Source organism: Pseudonocardia sp. ICBG162, from assembly GCF_020496225.1.
In the GTDB taxonomy this organism is placed as follows: Bacteria; Actinomycetota; Actinomycetes; order Mycobacteriales; family Pseudonocardiaceae; genus Pseudonocardia; species Pseudonocardia alni.
Genome location: NZ_JAHLJD010000026.1, coordinates 12,807 through 29,806 on the forward strand (window position 1 = coordinate 12,807; position 17,000 = coordinate 29,806).

15 protein-coding genes and 3 pseudogenes are annotated in these 17,000 nt (G+C 65.1%); 10 read left to right on the plus strand and 8 right to left on the minus strand.

The genetic code is table 11. The features are described from left to right. Window positions 1-211: 211 nt before the first annotated feature. A complete protein-coding gene (locus KPL60_RS24240) occupies window positions 212-838 on the minus strand; it encodes a hypothetical protein (RefSeq protein ID WP_226367309.1) in 627 nt (208 codons plus the stop codon). Between the two features lie 580 nt (window positions 839-1,418). Here KPL60_RS24240 and KPL60_RS24245 point away from each other — a divergent pair. Both KPL60_RS24245 and KPL60_RS24250 read left to right on the plus strand, forming a co-directional pair. Next, window positions 1,419-2,258 carry a helix-turn-helix domain-containing protein gene (locus KPL60_RS24245; RefSeq protein ID WP_226367310.1) on the plus strand — a complete coding sequence of 280 codons (840 nt, stop codon included), beginning with the start codon at window positions 1,419-1,421 and terminating at the stop codon, window positions 2,256-2,258. A 224-nt stretch (window positions 2,259-2,482) separates the two neighbouring features. After that, entirely contained in the window at window positions 2,483-3,262 is a 780-nt protein-coding gene (locus KPL60_RS24250) for an alpha/beta fold hydrolase (protein WP_226367311.1), read from the plus strand. Between the two features lie 22 nt (window positions 3,263-3,284). On the opposite strand, the gene KPL60_RS24255 is transcribed toward KPL60_RS24250, so the two are convergent. Continuing rightward, window positions 3,285-4,193 (minus strand): 1,4-dihydroxy-2-naphthoyl-CoA synthase, encoded by a 909-nt coding sequence (locus KPL60_RS24255; RefSeq protein ID WP_226367312.1) that lies wholly within the window; start codon window positions 4,191-4,193, stop codon window positions 3,285-3,287. A gap of 1,005 nt (window positions 4,194-5,198) precedes the next feature. Between KPL60_RS24255 and KPL60_RS24260 the strand changes: the two genes are divergently transcribed. After that, window positions 5,199-6,197 carry a hypothetical protein gene (locus tag KPL60_RS24260; RefSeq protein WP_226367313.1) on the plus strand — a complete coding sequence of 333 codons (999 nt, stop codon included), beginning with the start codon at window positions 5,199-5,201 and terminating at the stop codon, window positions 6,195-6,197. A gap of 481 nt (window positions 6,198-6,678) precedes the next feature. Here the strand turns inward: KPL60_RS24260 and KPL60_RS24265 are convergent. The 4 genes and pseudogenes from KPL60_RS24265 to KPL60_RS24280 all read right to left on the minus strand — a co-directional run. Then, window positions 6,679-6,841, minus strand: a pseudogene (locus tag KPL60_RS24265) (IS256 family transposase); the annotation flags it as partial. Window positions 6,842-7,087: 246 nt separating this feature from the next. Next, window positions 7,088-7,250, minus strand: a pseudogene (locus KPL60_RS24270) (IS5/IS1182 family transposase); the annotation flags it as partial. A 133-nt stretch (window positions 7,251-7,383) separates the two neighbouring features. Next, window positions 7,384-7,686, minus strand: a pseudogene (locus KPL60_RS24275) (hypothetical protein); the annotation flags it as partial. Next, entirely contained in the window at window positions 7,622-8,251 is a 630-nt protein-coding gene (locus KPL60_RS24280; RefSeq protein WP_226367315.1) for a 3-phosphoshikimate 1-carboxyvinyltransferase, read from the minus strand. The pseudogene KPL60_RS24275 and the gene KPL60_RS24280, both read right to left, overlap by 65 nt. Before the next feature lie 137 nt (window positions 8,252-8,388). On the opposite strand from KPL60_RS24280, the gene KPL60_RS24285 reads away from it, so the two are divergent. Then, on the plus strand, window positions 8,389-8,673 hold the full coding sequence (locus KPL60_RS24285) for a ParB N-terminal domain-containing protein (RefSeq protein ID WP_226367316.1): 285 nt from the start codon (window positions 8,389-8,391) through the stop codon (window positions 8,671-8,673). Between the two features lie 209 nt (window positions 8,674-8,882). Here the strand turns inward: KPL60_RS24285 and KPL60_RS24290 are convergent, their stop codons facing one another. Continuing rightward, window positions 8,883-9,674: a hypothetical protein gene (locus KPL60_RS24290; protein ID WP_226367317.1), complete on the minus strand. Its 792-nt coding sequence runs from the start codon at window positions 9,672-9,674 to the stop codon at window positions 8,883-8,885. Window positions 9,675-9,993: 319 nt separating this feature from the next. On the opposite strand from KPL60_RS24290, the gene KPL60_RS24295 reads away from it, so the two are divergent. The 3 genes from KPL60_RS24295 (at window position 9,994) to KPL60_RS24305 (ending at window position 12,936) form a co-directional block, all read left to right on the plus strand. Then, entirely contained in the window at window positions 9,994-10,134 is a 141-nt protein-coding gene (locus KPL60_RS24295; protein ID WP_226367318.1) for a hypothetical protein, read from the plus strand. Between the two features lie 133 nt (window positions 10,135-10,267). After that, window positions 10,268-11,134 (plus strand): GNAT family N-acetyltransferase, encoded by an 867-nt coding sequence (locus KPL60_RS24300; protein ID WP_226367319.1) that lies wholly within the window; start codon window positions 10,268-10,270, stop codon window positions 11,132-11,134. Next, window positions 11,134-12,936 (plus strand): ABC transporter ATP-binding protein, encoded by a 1,803-nt coding sequence (locus KPL60_RS24305; protein WP_226367320.1) that lies wholly within the window; start codon window positions 11,134-11,136, stop codon window positions 12,934-12,936. Before KPL60_RS24300 ends, KPL60_RS24305 begins: the two co-directional genes overlap by 1 nt. A 10-nt stretch (window positions 12,937-12,946) precedes the next feature. On the opposite strand, the gene KPL60_RS35220 is transcribed toward KPL60_RS24305, so the two are convergent. Further along, complete coding sequence (locus KPL60_RS35220) at window positions 12,947-13,891, minus strand: ParB/RepB/Spo0J family partition protein (RefSeq protein ID WP_226367321.1); 945 nt, start codon at window positions 13,889-13,891, stop codon at window positions 12,947-12,949. Between the two features lie 409 nt (window positions 13,892-14,300). Between KPL60_RS35220 and KPL60_RS24315 the strand changes: the two genes are divergently transcribed. The 3 genes from KPL60_RS24315 to KPL60_RS24325 all read left to right on the plus strand — a co-directional run. Further along, window positions 14,301-14,468 carry a hypothetical protein gene (locus tag KPL60_RS24315; protein WP_226367322.1) on the plus strand — a complete coding sequence of 56 codons (168 nt, stop codon included), beginning with the start codon at window positions 14,301-14,303 and terminating at the stop codon, window positions 14,466-14,468. A 130-nt stretch (window positions 14,469-14,598) separates the two neighbouring features. Beyond that, a complete protein-coding gene (locus KPL60_RS24320; protein WP_226367323.1) occupies window positions 14,599-15,897 on the plus strand; it encodes an asparagine synthase-related protein in 1,299 nt (432 codons plus the stop codon). Beyond that, window positions 15,890-17,000, plus strand: a 1,111-nt coding sequence (locus tag KPL60_RS24325; protein ID WP_226367324.1) for a serine hydrolase, incomplete at its 3' end; no start/stop codon positions are given. The genes KPL60_RS24320 and KPL60_RS24325, both read left to right, overlap by 8 nt.

The following is a 17,000-nucleotide window of genomic DNA, read 5'->3' on the forward strand; positions in this document are numbered from 1 at the left end:
CATTCACAAAAAATAGAAACTGGGCTGTTGGCTCATTTGCCTCCTGGGCTTCAGGAGGCCGTGGGATCTACGTCTCGGTCGATGGTCGTCGACCTTGCGCGAGTTGCTGGTGCTGCCGTGGGCGGTCGCGAGGCCGGATGTCTTGGCCCCTGTCGTCGCCCGGGGCGATCGTGAGCGCGCCGGGGTGGGCACGAGGAGGGAGGGGGCATAGTCAGTCGCCCTGGACTGCGTTGAACTGTTGCTGGGCTTCCAAGGCCAGATCGATGGACAAGGCCGATCGCAGGGCCGCGGCGGCAGAGGGAAGCCAGTGTCCGGTCCCGTCAGCCGCCCCAGGCGCAGCGTCGCTTCCGCTTCCGGTGGCCGCTCGAATGGCGGCCAGCGCGCTGATGGCTGCCGCCGACAGGGCAGAGAGGTCACGTTCCAGGCGCGCGGTTAGCGCTGCCGGTGAGGCCTCCACCAGGAACTCGAGTTCGCTGCGGGTGTCCTGCCACTCCCCGTGATGCCGCGCTTGTTCCCGTACAAGAAGCAGGTCCATCGTCAGCTTGCGTTGCTCCCTGCGGTCAGCAGCGCTGGGGTGAGATACTTGGCCCTTGACGGTGCCAGGAGTACCGACATTCGAAGGCCGATCGCTGTGCGGCGGAAGCCCGGAGCGGCGGCGTCCGCCGCGTGGACCACTGTCTGCGAACGACAAAAGATGCTCGGCGTGGAAACTTATCTCGTCCTGGCGACGCATCACATCTCCCAGGGCTCGCCGATCGACCACCGGAATCTCTGCCTCACACATGTGCAGCGGTCCGGAGGGGGCAACCGAAGAAGGTTCCCGCTCCACTGCGGTCATTTGGCGTTCACCCTCCGCGCATCCCAGCTGATGGCGCCCCTCACATCTGTCAGCCCCCGTCGAGTCTGGTTCTGACGGACCCGCTGCGGAGGTGAACCGACGAGAAAGGAGGACGCACCCGCAAACGCGGGGCGCACCTGCACTTGCATTTGTGTCGTCACTCCGGACTCTTCCGCTCGTAGTTTTGGCAGGAACGTATGAAAGCCCGATCGACAGATTTGGTGCAACGAGTAATGAAAGGGGTACCCAGCATGGGGGTACCCCTACCATGGGTAGCTGTCACGTTACGTATCTGCTCGACTATGGCGCCCCTTATCGCGGCCTGCAATCGGCTCATCTCTGCAGGTAAGAGGTATCGCGAGCATTGCCTTGGCGTGCGATCGAGCTGGGAATCGCGAGAAGCGGCGTGGCCGTGACGGCTACGTTCAGTAGTACTTGAACGTCAAGCCATCTGATACAGTGTGGTGCAGATCACAGTTTGCTGTGCGCTAGAGTGTGCCTGGCTTTCCCGCCCGACCAACGGGCGCATCGCTTCTGGGTCGGGTTGCAGTAGCGGTTAGCGCCGAGAGGAGGTGCACTGATGACGGCAGGCGCGAGTCCGGATTCGTCACTCTCTGTAGCAGTTGGCTCAGGAGTGGTCAAGCTGCCAGCCTTCGGCACCTTCCTTCGGCAGCTACGACAGCAGTCGCAGCGGGGCCGACGTCCAGATGCCGGGATGAGCAGAGCCGAACTCGCCACGCTCGCCCAACGGGGCGTCAGCTACATCACGAAGCTGGAGCAGGGCGAGGCACAGGCGCCCTCGTTCGCCCTGATCGAGAGCCTCGCCGACGCACTCAAAGTATCCGACGCCGAGCGGCAACACCTCCACGACCTCAGCAGCTTTCGGCCCACAGATCCACCCGCCGCGCCACGAGCTCCCTCTATCACCACCGCGAATAAGGCCTACGTCGACAACCTTGCACCGGCTCTCAGCGGATTCGTTGACGCTGCCTGGAACGTGATCTACGCGAACCCCGTCTACGCGCGCATCTATCGCCACATCGACGACCCGGAGATCGGAAACGTCCTCTTGTGGTTCTTCTTCGTGCCGGAAAGCCGCCGCATCATGATGGAGTGGGAACGCGAAGCGCATCTGACCGTGGACTGGCTGCGCGGACTTATGGTGGACAACCACCTCTACGGCCTTGACTGCACCGATCTCATGAAGAAGCTGTCGCGGTCACCCGAGTTCTGCAGGATGTGGGAGGACGGCGACGTCGCCCTTGGGCGGCACAAGGAAGAGATGCTGGTCCGGGACCTCGACCGGGGCACCACGTTGCACCTGCGGGCGCAAGTGCTCAAGTGGCCCGAGCCGGCCAGTTCACTGCAGCTCTACTTGGGAGTAGATGTCGGTCCACCCGACTCGACCAGCGCTTCTTAGTACAACTGTGTCAATGACAACAACAGTCGTCGAGGTCTGCTCCGCCGCGCGCTCAGGTTGTTACGGTTGCTCTACCTCCCGCAAGGACGCGGAGGTGTCGAGAGCACCTGGGCTCGGCTGTCGTCGATGGAGTCGGCCCCCGGCCCACGGGGTGGCTCGGTGCAACACAGGGCGCCGCTCCGCCGGCGCCGTACGCAGGGGGACGAATGCCCGAATGGTCAACTGTGCAGCTGCGCGACCGGACGATCGCCGTCAGCGACACCAGGGGCCAAGGGACTCCGATTTTCCTGGCCCACGGGTTTGCCCTTGACGGGACCATGTTCGCCCACCAGGCGGAGCTTGGTCCTCAGCGACGGATCATTTCCTGGGACTCGCCAGGGCATGGCAATAGCCCAATCGGCACAACACCGTTCACGTTCTGGGATCTAGCCGATGTGCAGACCCAGCTCATGGACGAGTTCGGCATCGATCGCGCAATCGTAGGCGGGGTATCACAGGGCGGGTTCACAGCCTTGCGCACAGCCCTGACCGCCCCCTCGCGTGTGGCGGCGCTACTGCTGATCGATACCGAGGCCGGCGCCCTCGACCCGGCCGACGCCGCGGCCTACAGCGAGTTGTTCGCGGCGCTGGAGGAACACGGACCGACCATCGAGCTCACCACAGCGCTCGCGTCTCAGATCGTGGGAGACCATCCGCTCGCCGAGCACTGGGCCAAGGTCTGGTCCGAGCGCGGAGTGCCGCTCGGAGCGCCCGTTGACTGTCTGACACAGCGTGACGACGTGACCAGTCGTCTCTCGGAGATCAACGCCCCTGCCCTCATCATCGCGGGCGAGCACGATCACTCGATCCCGATCGAGCGCCAAGAGCAGATGCGCCAACGCCTGGCCAATGCCACGAAGGTCAACATCATCGCCGGAGCGGGGCACTCGCCGACGGCGACGCACCCAGCTCAGGTGAACGCGGTCATCGAACAGTTCCTAGCCGAGGCCAAGCCGCTCGGATGAAGCCGGAGGTACGACAGCCCGGTCAGTAGTGCCAGGGGAACGGCGCCCAGTCCGGGTCCCGCTTCTCCAGGAACGAGTCCCGGCCCTCCACCGCCTCGTCGGTCATGTAGGCCAGCCGGGTCGCCTCACCGGCGAACAGCTGCTGGCCGACCAGGCCGTCGTCGGCGAGGTTGAACGCGTACTTCAGCATCCGCTGGGCCTGCGGTGACTTGCCGTTGATCTCCCGGGCCCACTGCAGGGCCTCGGTCTCGAGATCCGCGTGGTCGACCACGGCGTTGACCGCTCCCATGTGGTGCATCTGCTCGGCGCTGTAGGTCCGGCCGAGGAAGAAGATCTCCCGGGCGAACTTCTGTCCGACCTGCCGGGCCAGGTAGGCCGAGCCGTAGCCGCCGTCGAAGGAACCCACGTCGGCGTCGGTCTGCTTGAACCGGGCGTGCTCGCGGGAGGCGATCGTCAGGTCGGCGACGGCGTGCAGCGAGTGCCCGCCGCCCGCGGCCCAGCCGTTGACCACGGCGATGACGACCTTGGGCATGAACCGGATCAGCCGCTGGCACTCCAGGATGTGCAGCCGCCCCGCGCGGCCCTGCTCGACGGTCTCCGCGGTGTCCCCGGAGGCGTACTGGTAGCCGGTGCGGCCGCGGATGCGCTGGTCGCCGCCGGAGCAGAAGGCACGCTTGCCGTCCTTGGGGGAGGGGCCGTTCCCGGTCAGCAGCACCGCACCGACGTCGGCACTGGTGCGGGCGTGCTCCAGCGCGCGGTAGAGCTCGTCGACGGTGCCCGGCCGGAACGCGTTGAGGACCTCGGGGCGGTCGAACGCGATCCGGACCGCGCCGGTGTCGCGGGCGCGGTGGTAGGTGATGTCGCGGAGGTCGAACCCGTCGACCGGTGTCCACGCGTCCGGGTCGAAGGTCTCAGAGACGATCTTAGTCATCCGGCCACATTAGGGGCTTGTGCTTCGAGGTGGCATAGGACGGGATATCAACATCCAGAGCCGTGACGAGGGCGGCATCCCGGCTACCGCAGGCCCGCCGAAGGTGTTCAGATTTAGATTTTGAATCGGCGCGGCGCGTAGGTGCACCTCGGTCGGCCTGGTAAAAGTAGGGCATGGAGACCCGCGCAGCCCGGAAGAAGCCAGGGCCGAAGCCGAAAGGGTTGCGTATGGCAACCCCGGTCTACCTCCCGGCAGACCTTCGCGCAGAAGCTGAAGAAGTTGCTCGACGCGATGGCCTGGCCTTGACATGGGTCATCACGCGCATGGTCGCTGAGTCGCTCGGACGCCCAATCCCCGAGCATTGCTACCCGAAAGCGACCACGCAGCAGGAGCTGCCTCTGAACAAGGCCTCTTAGACGAGAACGAGGCGGCCCCTGCCAGGGGGCCGCCTCGGATCGTTCTCACGTCAACCGGACCTGCACCCGCTTGACGTCGTTGCCCCGGCGAACCGGGGCCTAATCCCCACCAACCATGAAGGGGCGCTTTCGCGTGTCCAGGATACATCCTGGGCCGGGACTCGACCACTACAGACACGGGGTAAGTTCGTCGTGCCCAGAATCCGACCGCACACCAGCGGACGGCAGCGGGTTCTGCACCCTCTGTTACGAGCACGGCGCGTTCACCCTGGCCTCCGGTCTCTCCCAGCTCTGCCTGCTCCACCAGCTCCCTCTGGGCGACCAGCCATTGGCCGGTACTTTCGGCGTCCGCGCCGGGACGGCGCCCCGCCGGACCCCTCGCGGCCGCGCCGCCCGCGCCCGGCCCGGGCCGACCAACGGCCCCGGCCGGCCCAGCCGGGCGCTGCCACCCAGCAGACGGGCGCTGGCCCGCGGTCGTGCCCGAGCCCGAGCCCGCCACCGCGCCGGATACACCCCCCACCCCGGCTGGCGCAACTTCATCGACCACGAGTACCGGGTCCTGCTCGACCAGCGCGAGGCCCTCGATTACGTGGCTCGCCTGGTCGACGACGAGGAGTGGCGCTCAGACAAGCGGCGTAGCTGGTCGGCGATCCTGCGGCGACTGGTGTGCCACATGGACTGGGACACCGGCCTGATCACCGGACTCACCACACAACGCCTGGGCGCTGCTGGTGACCGCGCCGAGCGCACAGTCTCCCGGGTCCTGGCATGGGCCAGAGACCGCGGCCTACTCGTCGTGGTCGAACCCGGCGCGAGCGCAGAGTTCCTGGGTACCGAAGCCGGTCGTACCCCGACCTACGCCCTGGTCACCCACAGTCCCCTGCCCAAGCTGCCGGTCGACGCCGACTCCGCTCCCCTGCAGCACCAGGTTTCCCGAGGTCAGGCCACTGTGGATGAAAATGGCGACCTCCCCACTACTCACGTAGCTACTAAGCCCTTGTCGGGCGGCAGACGGACACAACTCAGCCCCCAGCACCAATGGCATCCCTACGACGTCCCCGACACCCCCGGTGCGAGAAACGCAGCAACCCTCTCGTTAATCACACTTCTCGGCCTAGGAGGCCGAAAAGCCAGCAAGATCGAGATCTGGCGTGCCCGGGCCCTGCTCAAGCCGTGGTGGGAGGCCGGCGCCACCGTCGCCGGCCTCCGGCACGCCCTCGAACATCACCCCGACCGACCCGACCAGCCACGCGGACCGGTCACCACCGACGCCCGCGACCCCCTACGAGTCATCGGGGCACGGCTGCGACCCTGGCAGGGGCGGCTGCACGAAATCCGCGCCGTCCAAATCGGCGCCATGCGCGCCGCCGCAGCAGCCAAGAACCGCCCCGCCAACAGAGCCGCACTCACCCCACCAACCCCGCCCACACACACACCCCTCGACCGAACCATGCTCGACCGACCCGCCGGACGCGCCGCACGCCAAGCCGCCCGCGACGCCCTCCACAACCACCTCCACCACACACGCACCCGCCGAGCCGCCACCCAGACGACCACACCCCACCCGAAGACAGGACACTCCCGATGAACAACCTGTCCATCGACGGTCAGACGCGCTGGAGCGACGGCATCGAGGCCAGGTGCCAGCCAGGCACGGGACTCCCGCTACGCAGATGGTCATCTCACCGTCCCGACACGCTGCCCCACAGCCTCCCTCCACGGAGGCTGCTTGCCCCCGAACCCGCCCTGCCACACCCCAACCGGGAACCCACCCCGAACACCCCCACCACCACACCACCAGAGAGTTGATCATGCCGGGGCTTGTGAAAGTCACCTGCTGCGCACGCACCTGGGCCGGCCCCGACCGCGCACACTGCTGCCACCGCTACCACGGATGCGGACACGTGTTCGACAACCCCACACTGTTCGACACCCACCGACCCCACGGCGACTGCCTCGACCCCCAACAACTCGGCCTGACACAGACCAAGAACGGCATCTGGACCCGCTGAGGGGCTGTAACGGGAACGGTGGTTCCGGCGATGTTGTCAGTAGTGCTCGGCGCCCGGTCAGCGATCATCGAAGGTGATGGCGAAGGCATCGAGTACGGGCTTCCAGCGCATCATCCATCGGGTGCGGCCTCGCCCGGTCGGGTCGAGGCTGCGGGTCACAAGGTACAGGCGATTTCATCACGGCCTGCTCGCTGGGGAAATGACCCATCGCCGCCGCAGCGGCCTGCTCGGGCGAGAGCCGCCGCCCCGAGCTCGTCTTGTCCTCAGCAGAACCCACAGGGTCTGATGCGATCACTCACAGTGCCCATCCCGCCGAACCTCAAGGCCCGGCGTGTCAGACCGAAACCACCGTTTGTTGCACAGGCCCTGTTTGAGAAGATCATGTTGCTGATGTGAAGACGTACTTCTGCTGGCGGGTGTCTGGCTTGCCGCAGGTGATGCGTCGGGTGATGTTGTTGATGGCGGCTCAGCGGATCATGGCCTCGCAGGTGGCGGGGTGGCGTTCGTAGTCCCGGGCGAGGCGGCGGTGTGCGGTGATCCAGCCAGGCCAGGGTCCGTTCGACCACCCACCGCCGCGGGAGGACTGTGAATCCGCGCTGCTCGGCAGGCTTGCGGACGACCTCGACGGTGGTGCGCAGGATTGTGTTCGCCCAGTCGAGGAGTCGTCCGGCGAACCCCGGCGTCGGCGCTGCGCATCACGCATCGTCGTGGCCATCGGCTTTCCACCATCACGTCGGCGCCCGCGTTCAGCGCCTCGATCGCCATGTCGGCATGGCTGTCCGGCGGGGTGCACACCACGACGAGGTCGGCGCCGTCGAAGGCCCGGCAGGGCGTGCGACCGATCGCGACACCGGCACGTTGAGCTCGGCGGCGGCCTGCGTCGACGCCGCCGGGTCCACGTCGACGACCACGACCTCGTCGATGAGCGGGCTGGCCACCAGCGCCGGCAGGTGCACGCGGCGCGCGATCCACCCGGCCCGGACGACCACGGCGCGGCGACTCAACTGCGGCTTCCGAACGCGGCGGCGAACACGGTGTGGAACTCGGGGAAGGTCTTGCCGACACACGTCGGGTCGTCGAGCTCGATCCCTGGGGCGCGCAGGCCAAGCACGGAGAACGACATGGCGATGCGATGGTCGCGGTGGCAGTCGATCGTGGCAGGTCCCGGTCGTCCGGGGTGCACGGTGATCCGGTCCGGGCCGGTGTCCACTGCGATCCCGCAACGCCGCAGGTTCTGCGCGGTGGCCTCGATGCGGTCGGACTCCTTGAGCCGGGCGTGTGCGATGCCGGTCATCTCGATCGGCGCATCCGCGTACGGGGCGAGGCACGCAAGTGTCATGAAAGTGCCGGAGATCTCCCCCATGTCGACAGTGAACCCGCCGCGCAACCGATCCGAACCGGTCACCGTGATGGACTCGGCACGGGTCTCGACCACAGTGGTAAACGCCGCGACCCTATCGATCATGAGGGCTGGTGGGTGGTTGCCCTCGCCGCGGGTGAGTGAGGGTCTGTCCTCGCGCCGATCCGGCAGGACGGCGCCCGACGCCGGCCCGAGCCGCAGCAACTCCGCGGCCCGGTTCAGCGCGGCCCGACGCCGATGCCCGGCAGTGACGGCACGGACCAGAACCACCCGTGGCCTTCAGGGCTACGCCCACAGCCGCATCGGGCGCCGCGGTGGCGCCGCAGAGCAGCCGGGCGAGGGTGCTTCCGACGGAAGGAAGCACTCCGCTGCAGAGCGGCGGCATTCTCGGCGCTCTGGCGGCCCCTGTGGAGGAGCCGCCCGCCGCGGGGCAGCGGGTGCTCGACGTCGAGCTCGGCGCGCTGGTGCCGCACCCGAACAACGTGCGGGACGCACTGGGCGACGTGACGTCGCTGGCCGCGTCGCTCGCCCAGCACGGCGTCCTGCAGCTGCTGGTCGTCGTCAGCCGGACCGCGTTCAGTGCCGCCCGTCCCGACGTTGAGCTCAACGCCAGCGCCGAATGGGTGATCCTGGCCGGGCACCGCCGCCCCGCCGCGACCCAGGCCGCCATGACGCCGGCGGTGCCAGCGTGATCCGCGACGAGCTCGCCGGCGACGATGATGCCGTCGTATCAATGCTGGCGGAGAACCTGCAGCGGCAGGAGTTTCACGCCGATGGAAGAGGCCCGCGCCTTTGGTCGGCTGCGCGGCCGCGGGTTCTCCGAGCGCCGAATCTCCAAGGAGACCGGCGTCAGTGCCGGTCCTGCTCGCCGGCATCCGACAGCCCGTGGTGCTGTTCGTGATCACCGGCCCCGGGCAAGAGCCGACCGCAGGGCCTCGAGTTCGAGGAGAGTGGCGTGCAGCCGGTGGCGCGGATCGAGGTTGCGGGCGGCGGGGTGGGCGCGTAGCGCCCCGGACAGGAGTCCAGCCAGGGCCATCGTCGCCGCGGTGATCTCGTCGACGGCGAGGTCAGCGATGATCTCTGCCAGCCAATCCGCGATCTCGTCACCAGGGCCGGCGGCGGTGGCCGTATCCGAGTCCCCCGGTTCTGTCCCGGCCGGCGCCTCTGCGGAGCCCAGGCCGCGCAGGAACCGGTGGGTCTGAGCGACGAGCGCGGTGAGAACGGCTCGGGCCTGGACATGGTGGTCGTGCAGCCACCGTTGCTGGGCGCCCCGATCGTACTGAGCTCGGCGTGAGGCGCGAGCGAGTTGCTCATCGGGACGATCGTGGACCAGCAGAGCGTCGAGCCGGTCGAGGCGATCGCGCACACCTTGGCGGGACCGGATTCCCAGCGCGGAGCCGAGTTCGGTAGCGGTGACAGCCAGGGCGAGACCCCGCCGAAGAAGTGCACGTTCACGGCGCCGCTCGTCCCACCAACACCACGCGTGCAAGATCAGCGCGTCGTTGCAGTCGCGGGCAGCGACGTCTGGCGGGATACCGCCCTCGTGCCCGTGCTGAAGGACCCACGACACGACGTCGCGTGGTTCGGTTCCGAGCTCTGACCTGCGAGGATCGTCGATGTCGGAGTGCCTGCGGTGGATTCGCGCGATGACCGCGTCGCACTCGTCCCTCGTGATCCGCGGCGGAGTCCCCACCCCGTCAGTATTTCACTGTCACCGATCCGGACACACCTACCGCCGCGAGCCGCGGTACGTGAGTCGTGTCGTGGGGGTCAGTCAGCCAGGTCCGGGAGCAGCCAGCGCCGGACCGTGGGCAGGTCATAGGCACAAGCCGGGAGTGCCCCAGTGGCCATGGCGGCGACGCTCGCCGTGGGAAGCGCTGGGGGAAGCGACGGCCAGCACGCTGTCGTGGGCGGTGGGGAAGTACATCTCCACGATCACCGAGCTGTCCCCGGGCAGGGTGACCAGAACATGGTAGCGCCGCCGGCCGTGCCGGGTCTTCCACTACGTACGCGTGACCACGCACCGCTGCATCGTCAACGCCGTCCACACCAACCGCGCCACCGGGCACCGCCGGATCGCGGACGACGACCTGCGCTGTTCTACGCCTGACACGGTGCTCAACAACCCGACGATGAAGGCCAGCCCTGGCTGATCGCCGCTCTGCAAGTGATCGGCCCGCCGCTTGACATCCGGACTGAGCCCCGTGGAGCGTGGCAAGCGAACAGCGATCAGTGCATGCGACCAGAGATCGATGGCACGATGAATCATGTGGGAGGATCTCTACGATGGGCAGTCGGATGCATATGCGCGGCTTCGACCCTGTTTGCGATGCCAAAGCAGTTCTCGCGCTTATCAACGATGATCGTGTGCCGGGGCAGCCGATCTGCACCGCATCAATGTTGCAGGACGCCGCCAGCGGACGGTCACCGGTGGACAACAACTGGTGGGTGGAGCTCGACAAGCCGGTGATCGAGGTCGCCGAGAACGCCGACGGAGACCTGGTGGGGGTGGCGTCGTTCGCATTGCGCCGCCGTGACGGAGTCGGATTCATCCTCTGGCTCCACGGTCGTGAACAGCCAGCAGTGGTCGAGCTCTTGATCAATCACTCTGTTCGCCGTCTCGCCACGCGTGTTGTCGAGGCCTATCAATTTGCGACGGCACTCGGTATCGGCCTGGAGGCCCTCCCCGTGGCGCATCGGTCCGCCACTGCGGCCGCGTTGCAAGCGCGAGGATTCGCTGGGACCGACATGTGGCGATACATGCGCCGCGATCTTCCCGCTCCAGAACTCCCGACCGTGGACCATATCGCTTCGAGTCACGTCATTGCCGCGGATGAGTCCGGGGAAGCAGGCCTCGCGATTGTCGATGACGACGGAAAGATAGTCGGAGAGGTCACGGTGCAACGACCACAGGACGGCATCGCCGCCCTGTGGTGGATTAACATTGAACCTGCGCAGCGTCGTCGCGGACTTGGTCGCGCCTTACTGGGTTCAGCTCTTCGGTACTTGAGTGACGACGGCGCAGAGCAGGTGATCTTGTTCGTCGATGACGATGAACCAGAAGGAAGCCGTGAACGAGCGTCCGCGAACCGTTTGTATGACCAATGCGGTTTCGAGGAGATCGACCGCCTCCATGCCTTCACTCTGCGTTGATGGGCACCATTGTGCGGTCGGCGGGTATCGGGAGCGTACGGGACGGCCTGAGGCTTGCGTGGAATGCAGACAGGAAGCGTTTCCTCATCACCGCCTCCCTCGCCATTCTCGCGGCTCTCCTGCCAGCGGCGACACTGCTGCTGGTACGGGATCTGGTGAACGCCATCTTCGACTCCCCCGGCACGGGAAGCGTGCTGTTGGCCTGTCTCATCGCTGTGGTCATCGCACTCACGCTGTCGATCCAGACGATGACGTTGCCCGTCCGCGAGGCCCTCACGGTTCGGGTGGCGCTCGAGGCCGAGCAGCGTCTCGTCCGGGCAGTCGCTGCCACTCCGTTTCAACGATTCGACGAGCCGGCCTGGCACGATCGTCTCGCGCGAGCAAAGGGTGACCTTGATTGGCGGCCGACTCAGGTAACCGACAGCAGCTTGCAGGTCCTCGGAGGATGCGCCGGTCTGATAGGCATCCTGGGCGTAATCGTGAGCACACAGCCTGTACTCGCTGTACTCGCTGTACTCGCTGTCGTGCCAGTCGTCATCACCCGTCGACTGATCACTTCACGTCTGCTCACGGTGTGGCGTGAGACGACGTCGCAGACACGTCGTCAAGAGTACTTACGAACCATGCTGACCAGCCGCGAATCTGCGGCCGAAGTACGTGCCTACGGTCTCGCCCGCCACTTCACCGCAGAGCACCGCGAACTCGGCGAACACGTGGCCCAGCGCACCACCACGCTGGTACGTCGGACAGCCGGACAAGGAATCCTGGTTACCCTCCCGATCGCCATTGGCTGCCTCGGCGTGGCGTTCGTCCTACTGGTCCGCGCCGCCGAGGCTGGGACCGTCACTCCAGGAGACGTAGCTGTCCTCGCTGCTGCCGTGATCGCATTTGCCACAGAGCTCTCTGGCCTCGGTGACGGAATTCTTGAACTCATCGAACACGGGCTTTTCCTCGACGACTACTTCACCCTCCTCGCATCTGCACCGAACCCTGCGGACGAGGATGGCACTGCACGTCCTCCGGTGAAGACAGCCGTCGCACCGACCACTCCCCCTCTCATCGAGATCGACGATGTGTGGTTCCGGTATCCCGAAACGGACAGATACGTCCTGCGTGGCGTGACTCTTCGTGTCGAACCGGGAACGGTCCTCGCCCTGGTTGGCGACAACGGAGCAGGAAAGAGCAGCTTAGTCAAGCTGCTTCTAGGCTTCTACACACCCACCCGCGGATCGATTCGCTTCGGAGGGGTCGACTTGAACGACATCGATCACACGACTCTACTCCAGAGTGTGGGTGTGGTTTTCCAGAGCTATCCTCGGTATCCGTTCGACCTGCGAACAAATATCGCTTTGGGGCGTCCGGATGACAGTATTGACGATGAACGAGTCATCACCGCGTTACGCTCGGGGGGAGCGATGGACATTTCAGACCGCTTGCCGCTCGGTCTCGACACGATGCTCAGCAAAGAGTTTAATGACGGAACCGACCTGTCGGGAGGAGAGTGGCAACGGATCGCACTCGCACGGCTCATGTACCGAGACCCCTGCATGTGGATACTCGATGAGCCCACTGCTGCACTGGATCCGCTCGCGGAGCTCGCTATCTTCGAACGTTGGCGTGAGACCCTCAACGGACGGACAGGCATCCTGATCTCGCACCGTTTCTCCACGACCCGGACCGCAGACCACGTCGCGCTCATCGCGAACGGCCAAGTCCTCGAGCACGGGAGCCACGACGACCTCCTCACGAAGAAGAGCCGGTACGCCGAACTCTTCAATGCACAGGCCGAGGGATACCGCTAAATCTTCCGGTTCATTCGCACCGCTGTTCGAGCTCATCGGCTAATGTGGACCAGCGCTCGGCACACGAGCGCATGAAATCCGCGATGAGGCCGCGGCAATGCGGAGGGATCGTTCCTGCTATAGCAGTAGCGTCATCGGTCGAGATCATCTGACTAGACAGTCGCCGCAAGAGCCAACGTCCTGTCGATGTGAGCCGAAGCGTAGGATCTCGCTGGAGTTCACACAGAATCTTCAGTGGTTCCGGGGCCACCGGGTTGACAGGCGCAGCCTGTACGGCGGGCGGCAGATCCTGTCCGCTCTCTATACGAACTCGGACGTCCCGCACTGTTGCTGGTGAAACGCCGGCCTCTCGGGCGATCTCTCGTAGTGACGCATGAGGCCGACTTCGCAGCAGAGCACCGGCTCGTCGCCGACCGACCGAGGGATCAACCGGGCGGACACGACCGTCGAGTCCGATGCGAGCGTGGGGCTCTGACGCCGATGCCATAGCGCGTCGAATCCCGGCGACCATCTTCGCCGGCAGACCTGCGCTGAGACCGATCGCGCGATTCGACCACGTCGCATGGGTTCTGACCAGTACGCGAGCTGCCGCTTCCCGATCGGCTCGACATAACGGGAGGCCGTGCTTGACGTTGAGCTCTACAGCGAGTCGGAACGCCTCGGCCTCGGTGCCATCGAAGAATCGGACCTGGATCATGGCCTCCCCCCGTTGTTCGGCCGCCCGCATCCGATGTCTGCCGTCGATGACGGTCATCGTGTCGCGATGCGCGATGATGGGCGGGGTCGGCTCGGGCGAGTCGATCAATGCCTGAAGGTGAGCGAGATCGAATCCGCCCGATCGAGGGGAGGTGTCCGCACACAGCCGCGCGATTGGTACGTCGACAGCTACGGCGTTCACGATCCCGTGGGCGGTGGGCTCACGAGCGGGCTGTGAGTGCGTCACCCGGGGTTCCATCCTCTGATCTCTCGATGCGCTATCGACTTACCGGCGATCGCTTCGCCAGCAAGCGAACTGCCACGACCCTCGCTGCAGTCAACCTGAGAGATGTCTATCGGATTCTCGATGCAGGCGCCTCTGATCAGCGTTCAGGCGGTCAAGCACTGCCGTCAGGTCACCGCAGCACGAACCACCACGTAGCGTGCCAAAGAATTGTCTGCTTTGTCTACTGTTCAGGTGTTCAACCCCTGCTGTCGCTGCAGTTGACCGCATGGAAGGTCCGTCGCGATGGTGATGACGCTGATCGGGGCATCGCTTGAAGACCGCTCTGTGAGTCTCTGACGACGAGTCAGTGATCTTGCGAGAAGGGATTCCGCGGTGCATCTGACAGCGTCCGAGAAGCGGTCGAGATGAAACGGAGTCAATCATGGCAACCAAGTCCCGTCCGGGCGACGGTGGAGGTGCCGGTCGCGGGGTGCGCGGCGGTGGCGGTTACGGCGTGATCTTCGACGAGGCCGCACCGACGGCTTCCAAGAAGTCTCTCCTCACCCGCCTCCGCGATCTGGCGACGGCACAGCCCAAGCGCACTCGGTGAGCGACATTCACTGATGCAAGAACGACGGGCCGCCCGGTTCTCTGGGGAGCGTGATCGTGGCTCTGCGTGGGAACCGGGCGGTTCTCGCGCAATCCTCCCCATTCATCACCCACCACCTCACGCAAGATCTGTGAGCGATCGAAGATTCTCGCTCACCAACCTTGCCATGCATCTGTCGAGACCTTCGATTGTCTTCGAATTCCAGCCCGTGTCGCCCTGGGTGGACGTTGAAATTGATCGCCCGAACGTCTCGTTAGGAAACCAAGAATGGGACACACAAGAGTTCGCAGGCCAGTTTCGACGGTCGGTCGCCCGGGCGATCGACCGCGCTGAACGTCCAGCCGTCCTGTTCTCGGGCGGACTGGACTCTGCCGCGGTCCTGCTCCACGCCTCGCGGCACTGCTCTGAGCAGGGCCGGCAACCTCCAACCGTGATTCTCATCGACATGGTGGACGACACCGGGGTCACCGCAGCCGATGTCGCGTTACCGTTGCTCACAGCGTTGGGGCTGCCAGAGAGTGTTCACGTTCTCGACGCAACCACAGCTACCGGGTGGAATCACTCGAACGTCGCCGCATGGGATCCACGAGGCCCCTCGACCATCGGTGCTCCTCATATCCTGGACGGCGTCGACCAGATAGCCCACGAGCAGGGTTGCGACATTGTTCTTACTGGCGACGGCAGCGACGAGTTGCTGGGAGCGCCCAGAATGTTGGGTACAGCCCTCGGCCGGCATCCACGTCGACTGCTTCGGTACCTGCGCGACGCCGCTCATACCGGTGGCCGTCACGCTTTACGCCTTGAAACCGCAGCGGCATGCGCCCGTCTCGGGCCGCGTCGATCCGCGACTCGTCTCTACTGGGCGCTCCTATGGCATGAACTGTGCGATCTGACACCCACAGCGGCGCTCACCACGGATCACCGAGAAACTGTACTTGACTGGTCCCGCACTTGGTTGCAGGAAATGATCGAATGGCATGCCGGAGAACACCGCGGGGTATGGTACCTTGCAGATGCGTGGGACTCACTGTTTCCCATCAACGACAACGCTGCATTGCGCTCGAATACACGGGTGCCACGCCAAAGCCCGTTTCTCGACGAAGAGTTCCTCGACTATGTCTTGAGGCGTAACTGCTCCGGTCGTTACGATGACCGGTTGCCGGTGGAGTACCATCGTCGGAAGGCGGCAGTGGTGTCGCTGTTTCCCAACGCCGTTCGCCCCGCGCTTCCGCGTATCAAACAGCTCTACACGACAGCGCTGAACATTCATGAGGGGTCCCGCCGGGTCGACTACGAATGCTCTCACGATCTCGGTCTGATCGACGCCGCTCGCGCGGCCGCCGAGACCGATGTGGCAACAGTCGGCCGGCTAGCAGCTGTCGAGCACTGGCTACGCGGCGCTCACCAGGCAGGGGCGATCTGTGGATAACAGGGCTGCGACGCTGATCGAGCGTTTCACAGACCTCTCGCGGCAGTTTGTCGATGACGGCCACACACCCGGCCTTGCAGTGGCCGTCGCGTTCAGCGACGCACCTCCACAAGCGCACACGTGGGGTCTGCGGCAGATTGATCCACCATGCGCCATCACGTTGACGACACGGTTCCATCTAGGGTCGCTGAGCAAACTGACCGTTGCTATAGCAGTTTGGCGACTGATCGAGAGAGGCGCTCTGCGACTCGACAGCGAGCTGGTTGTGCGCGATGTTCGTTTCATGTTACCCCGAGGGTCAAGTTCCGTCCGCGTTCAGGACGTCCTCCTGCACCTCTCGGGAATCAGTGATACCAACACCTGGCGTGAGGAAGTGGACGACACTCCACCACCTCGCATTGATCTGCCCGACATCGTTCGGATCAAAAAAGCGCCTGGAACAGGCTGGTGCTACAGCAACCTCGCTTTCGGCCTTCTTGCTCGCATGGTCGCTGACACAGTTGGAACAAGCTTCGAAGAACACATAAAGTCCACGGTGTTCTCCCCGCTCGGACTCACTAGTGCCTACTTCACGCGCGACGCGGGCACCGATCCTGAACTTGCATTGCCGTATGATCGGGTCGACGAAACCTGGCGCGTATCGCCGATTCCCGTAGTGGACCCACTTCCATCGATCGGGCTTGTCTGTGATCCACTCGATGCAGTTCGATTGGCGGCCGCAACTGCCTACTCGCGACGATTACTGCGACTCTCCATGTTCGAACATCTCGGACAAGCGCGCTACAGAATCGACGGTAGCGGCACCCATCAGCGACCGTATCTCCTACGGTCGGAGATGGGAGGGAATGAGATCTTCTGGCATGACGGCTTGGCGGGTGGTCATTCGACGATGCTTTACTTCATACCTCGCCTTGATTGCACTTTTGCGCTGTTCACCAACGTCTCAACCTGGGGTTTGAAGAACCATCTGGGACCAGTGTTGGTCCGGCGAGCTCTGGGGCTGGACCAGCCTACAAGTACAACGCCGCGTCCCATCGCGAAGAGCCCGCTGGTGGGGCGGTACGGATTCCCTGTACGAAGCATCCTGGAGCCCAGACCCCCCG

Coding starts and splice junctions, on each gene's coding strand:
- KPL60_RS24245 (WP_226367310.1), top strand. CDS start 1,419: ATGACGGCAGGCGCGAGTCCGGATTCGTCACTCTCTGTAGCAGTTGGC.
- KPL60_RS24255 (WP_226367312.1), bottom strand. CDS start 4,193: ATGACTAAGATCGTCTCTGAGACCTTCGACCCGGACGCGTGGACACCG.
- KPL60_RS24300 (WP_226367319.1), top strand. CDS start 10,268: ATGGGCAGTCGGATGCATATGCGCGGCTTCGACCCTGTTTGCGATGCC.
- KPL60_RS24315 (WP_226367322.1), top strand. CDS start 14,301: ATGGCAACCAAGTCCCGTCCGGGCGACGGTGGAGGTGCCGGTCGCGGG.
- KPL60_RS24305 (WP_226367320.1), top strand. CDS start 11,134: ATGGGCACCATTGTGCGGTCGGCGGGTATCGGGAGCGTACGGGACGGC.
- KPL60_RS35220 (WP_226367321.1), bottom strand. CDS start 13,891: ATGGAACCCCGGGTGACGCACTCACAGCCCGCTCGTGAGCCCACCGCC.
- KPL60_RS24240 (WP_226367309.1), bottom strand. CDS start 838: ATGACCGCAGTGGAGCGGGAACCTTCTTCGGTTGCCCCCTCCGGACCG.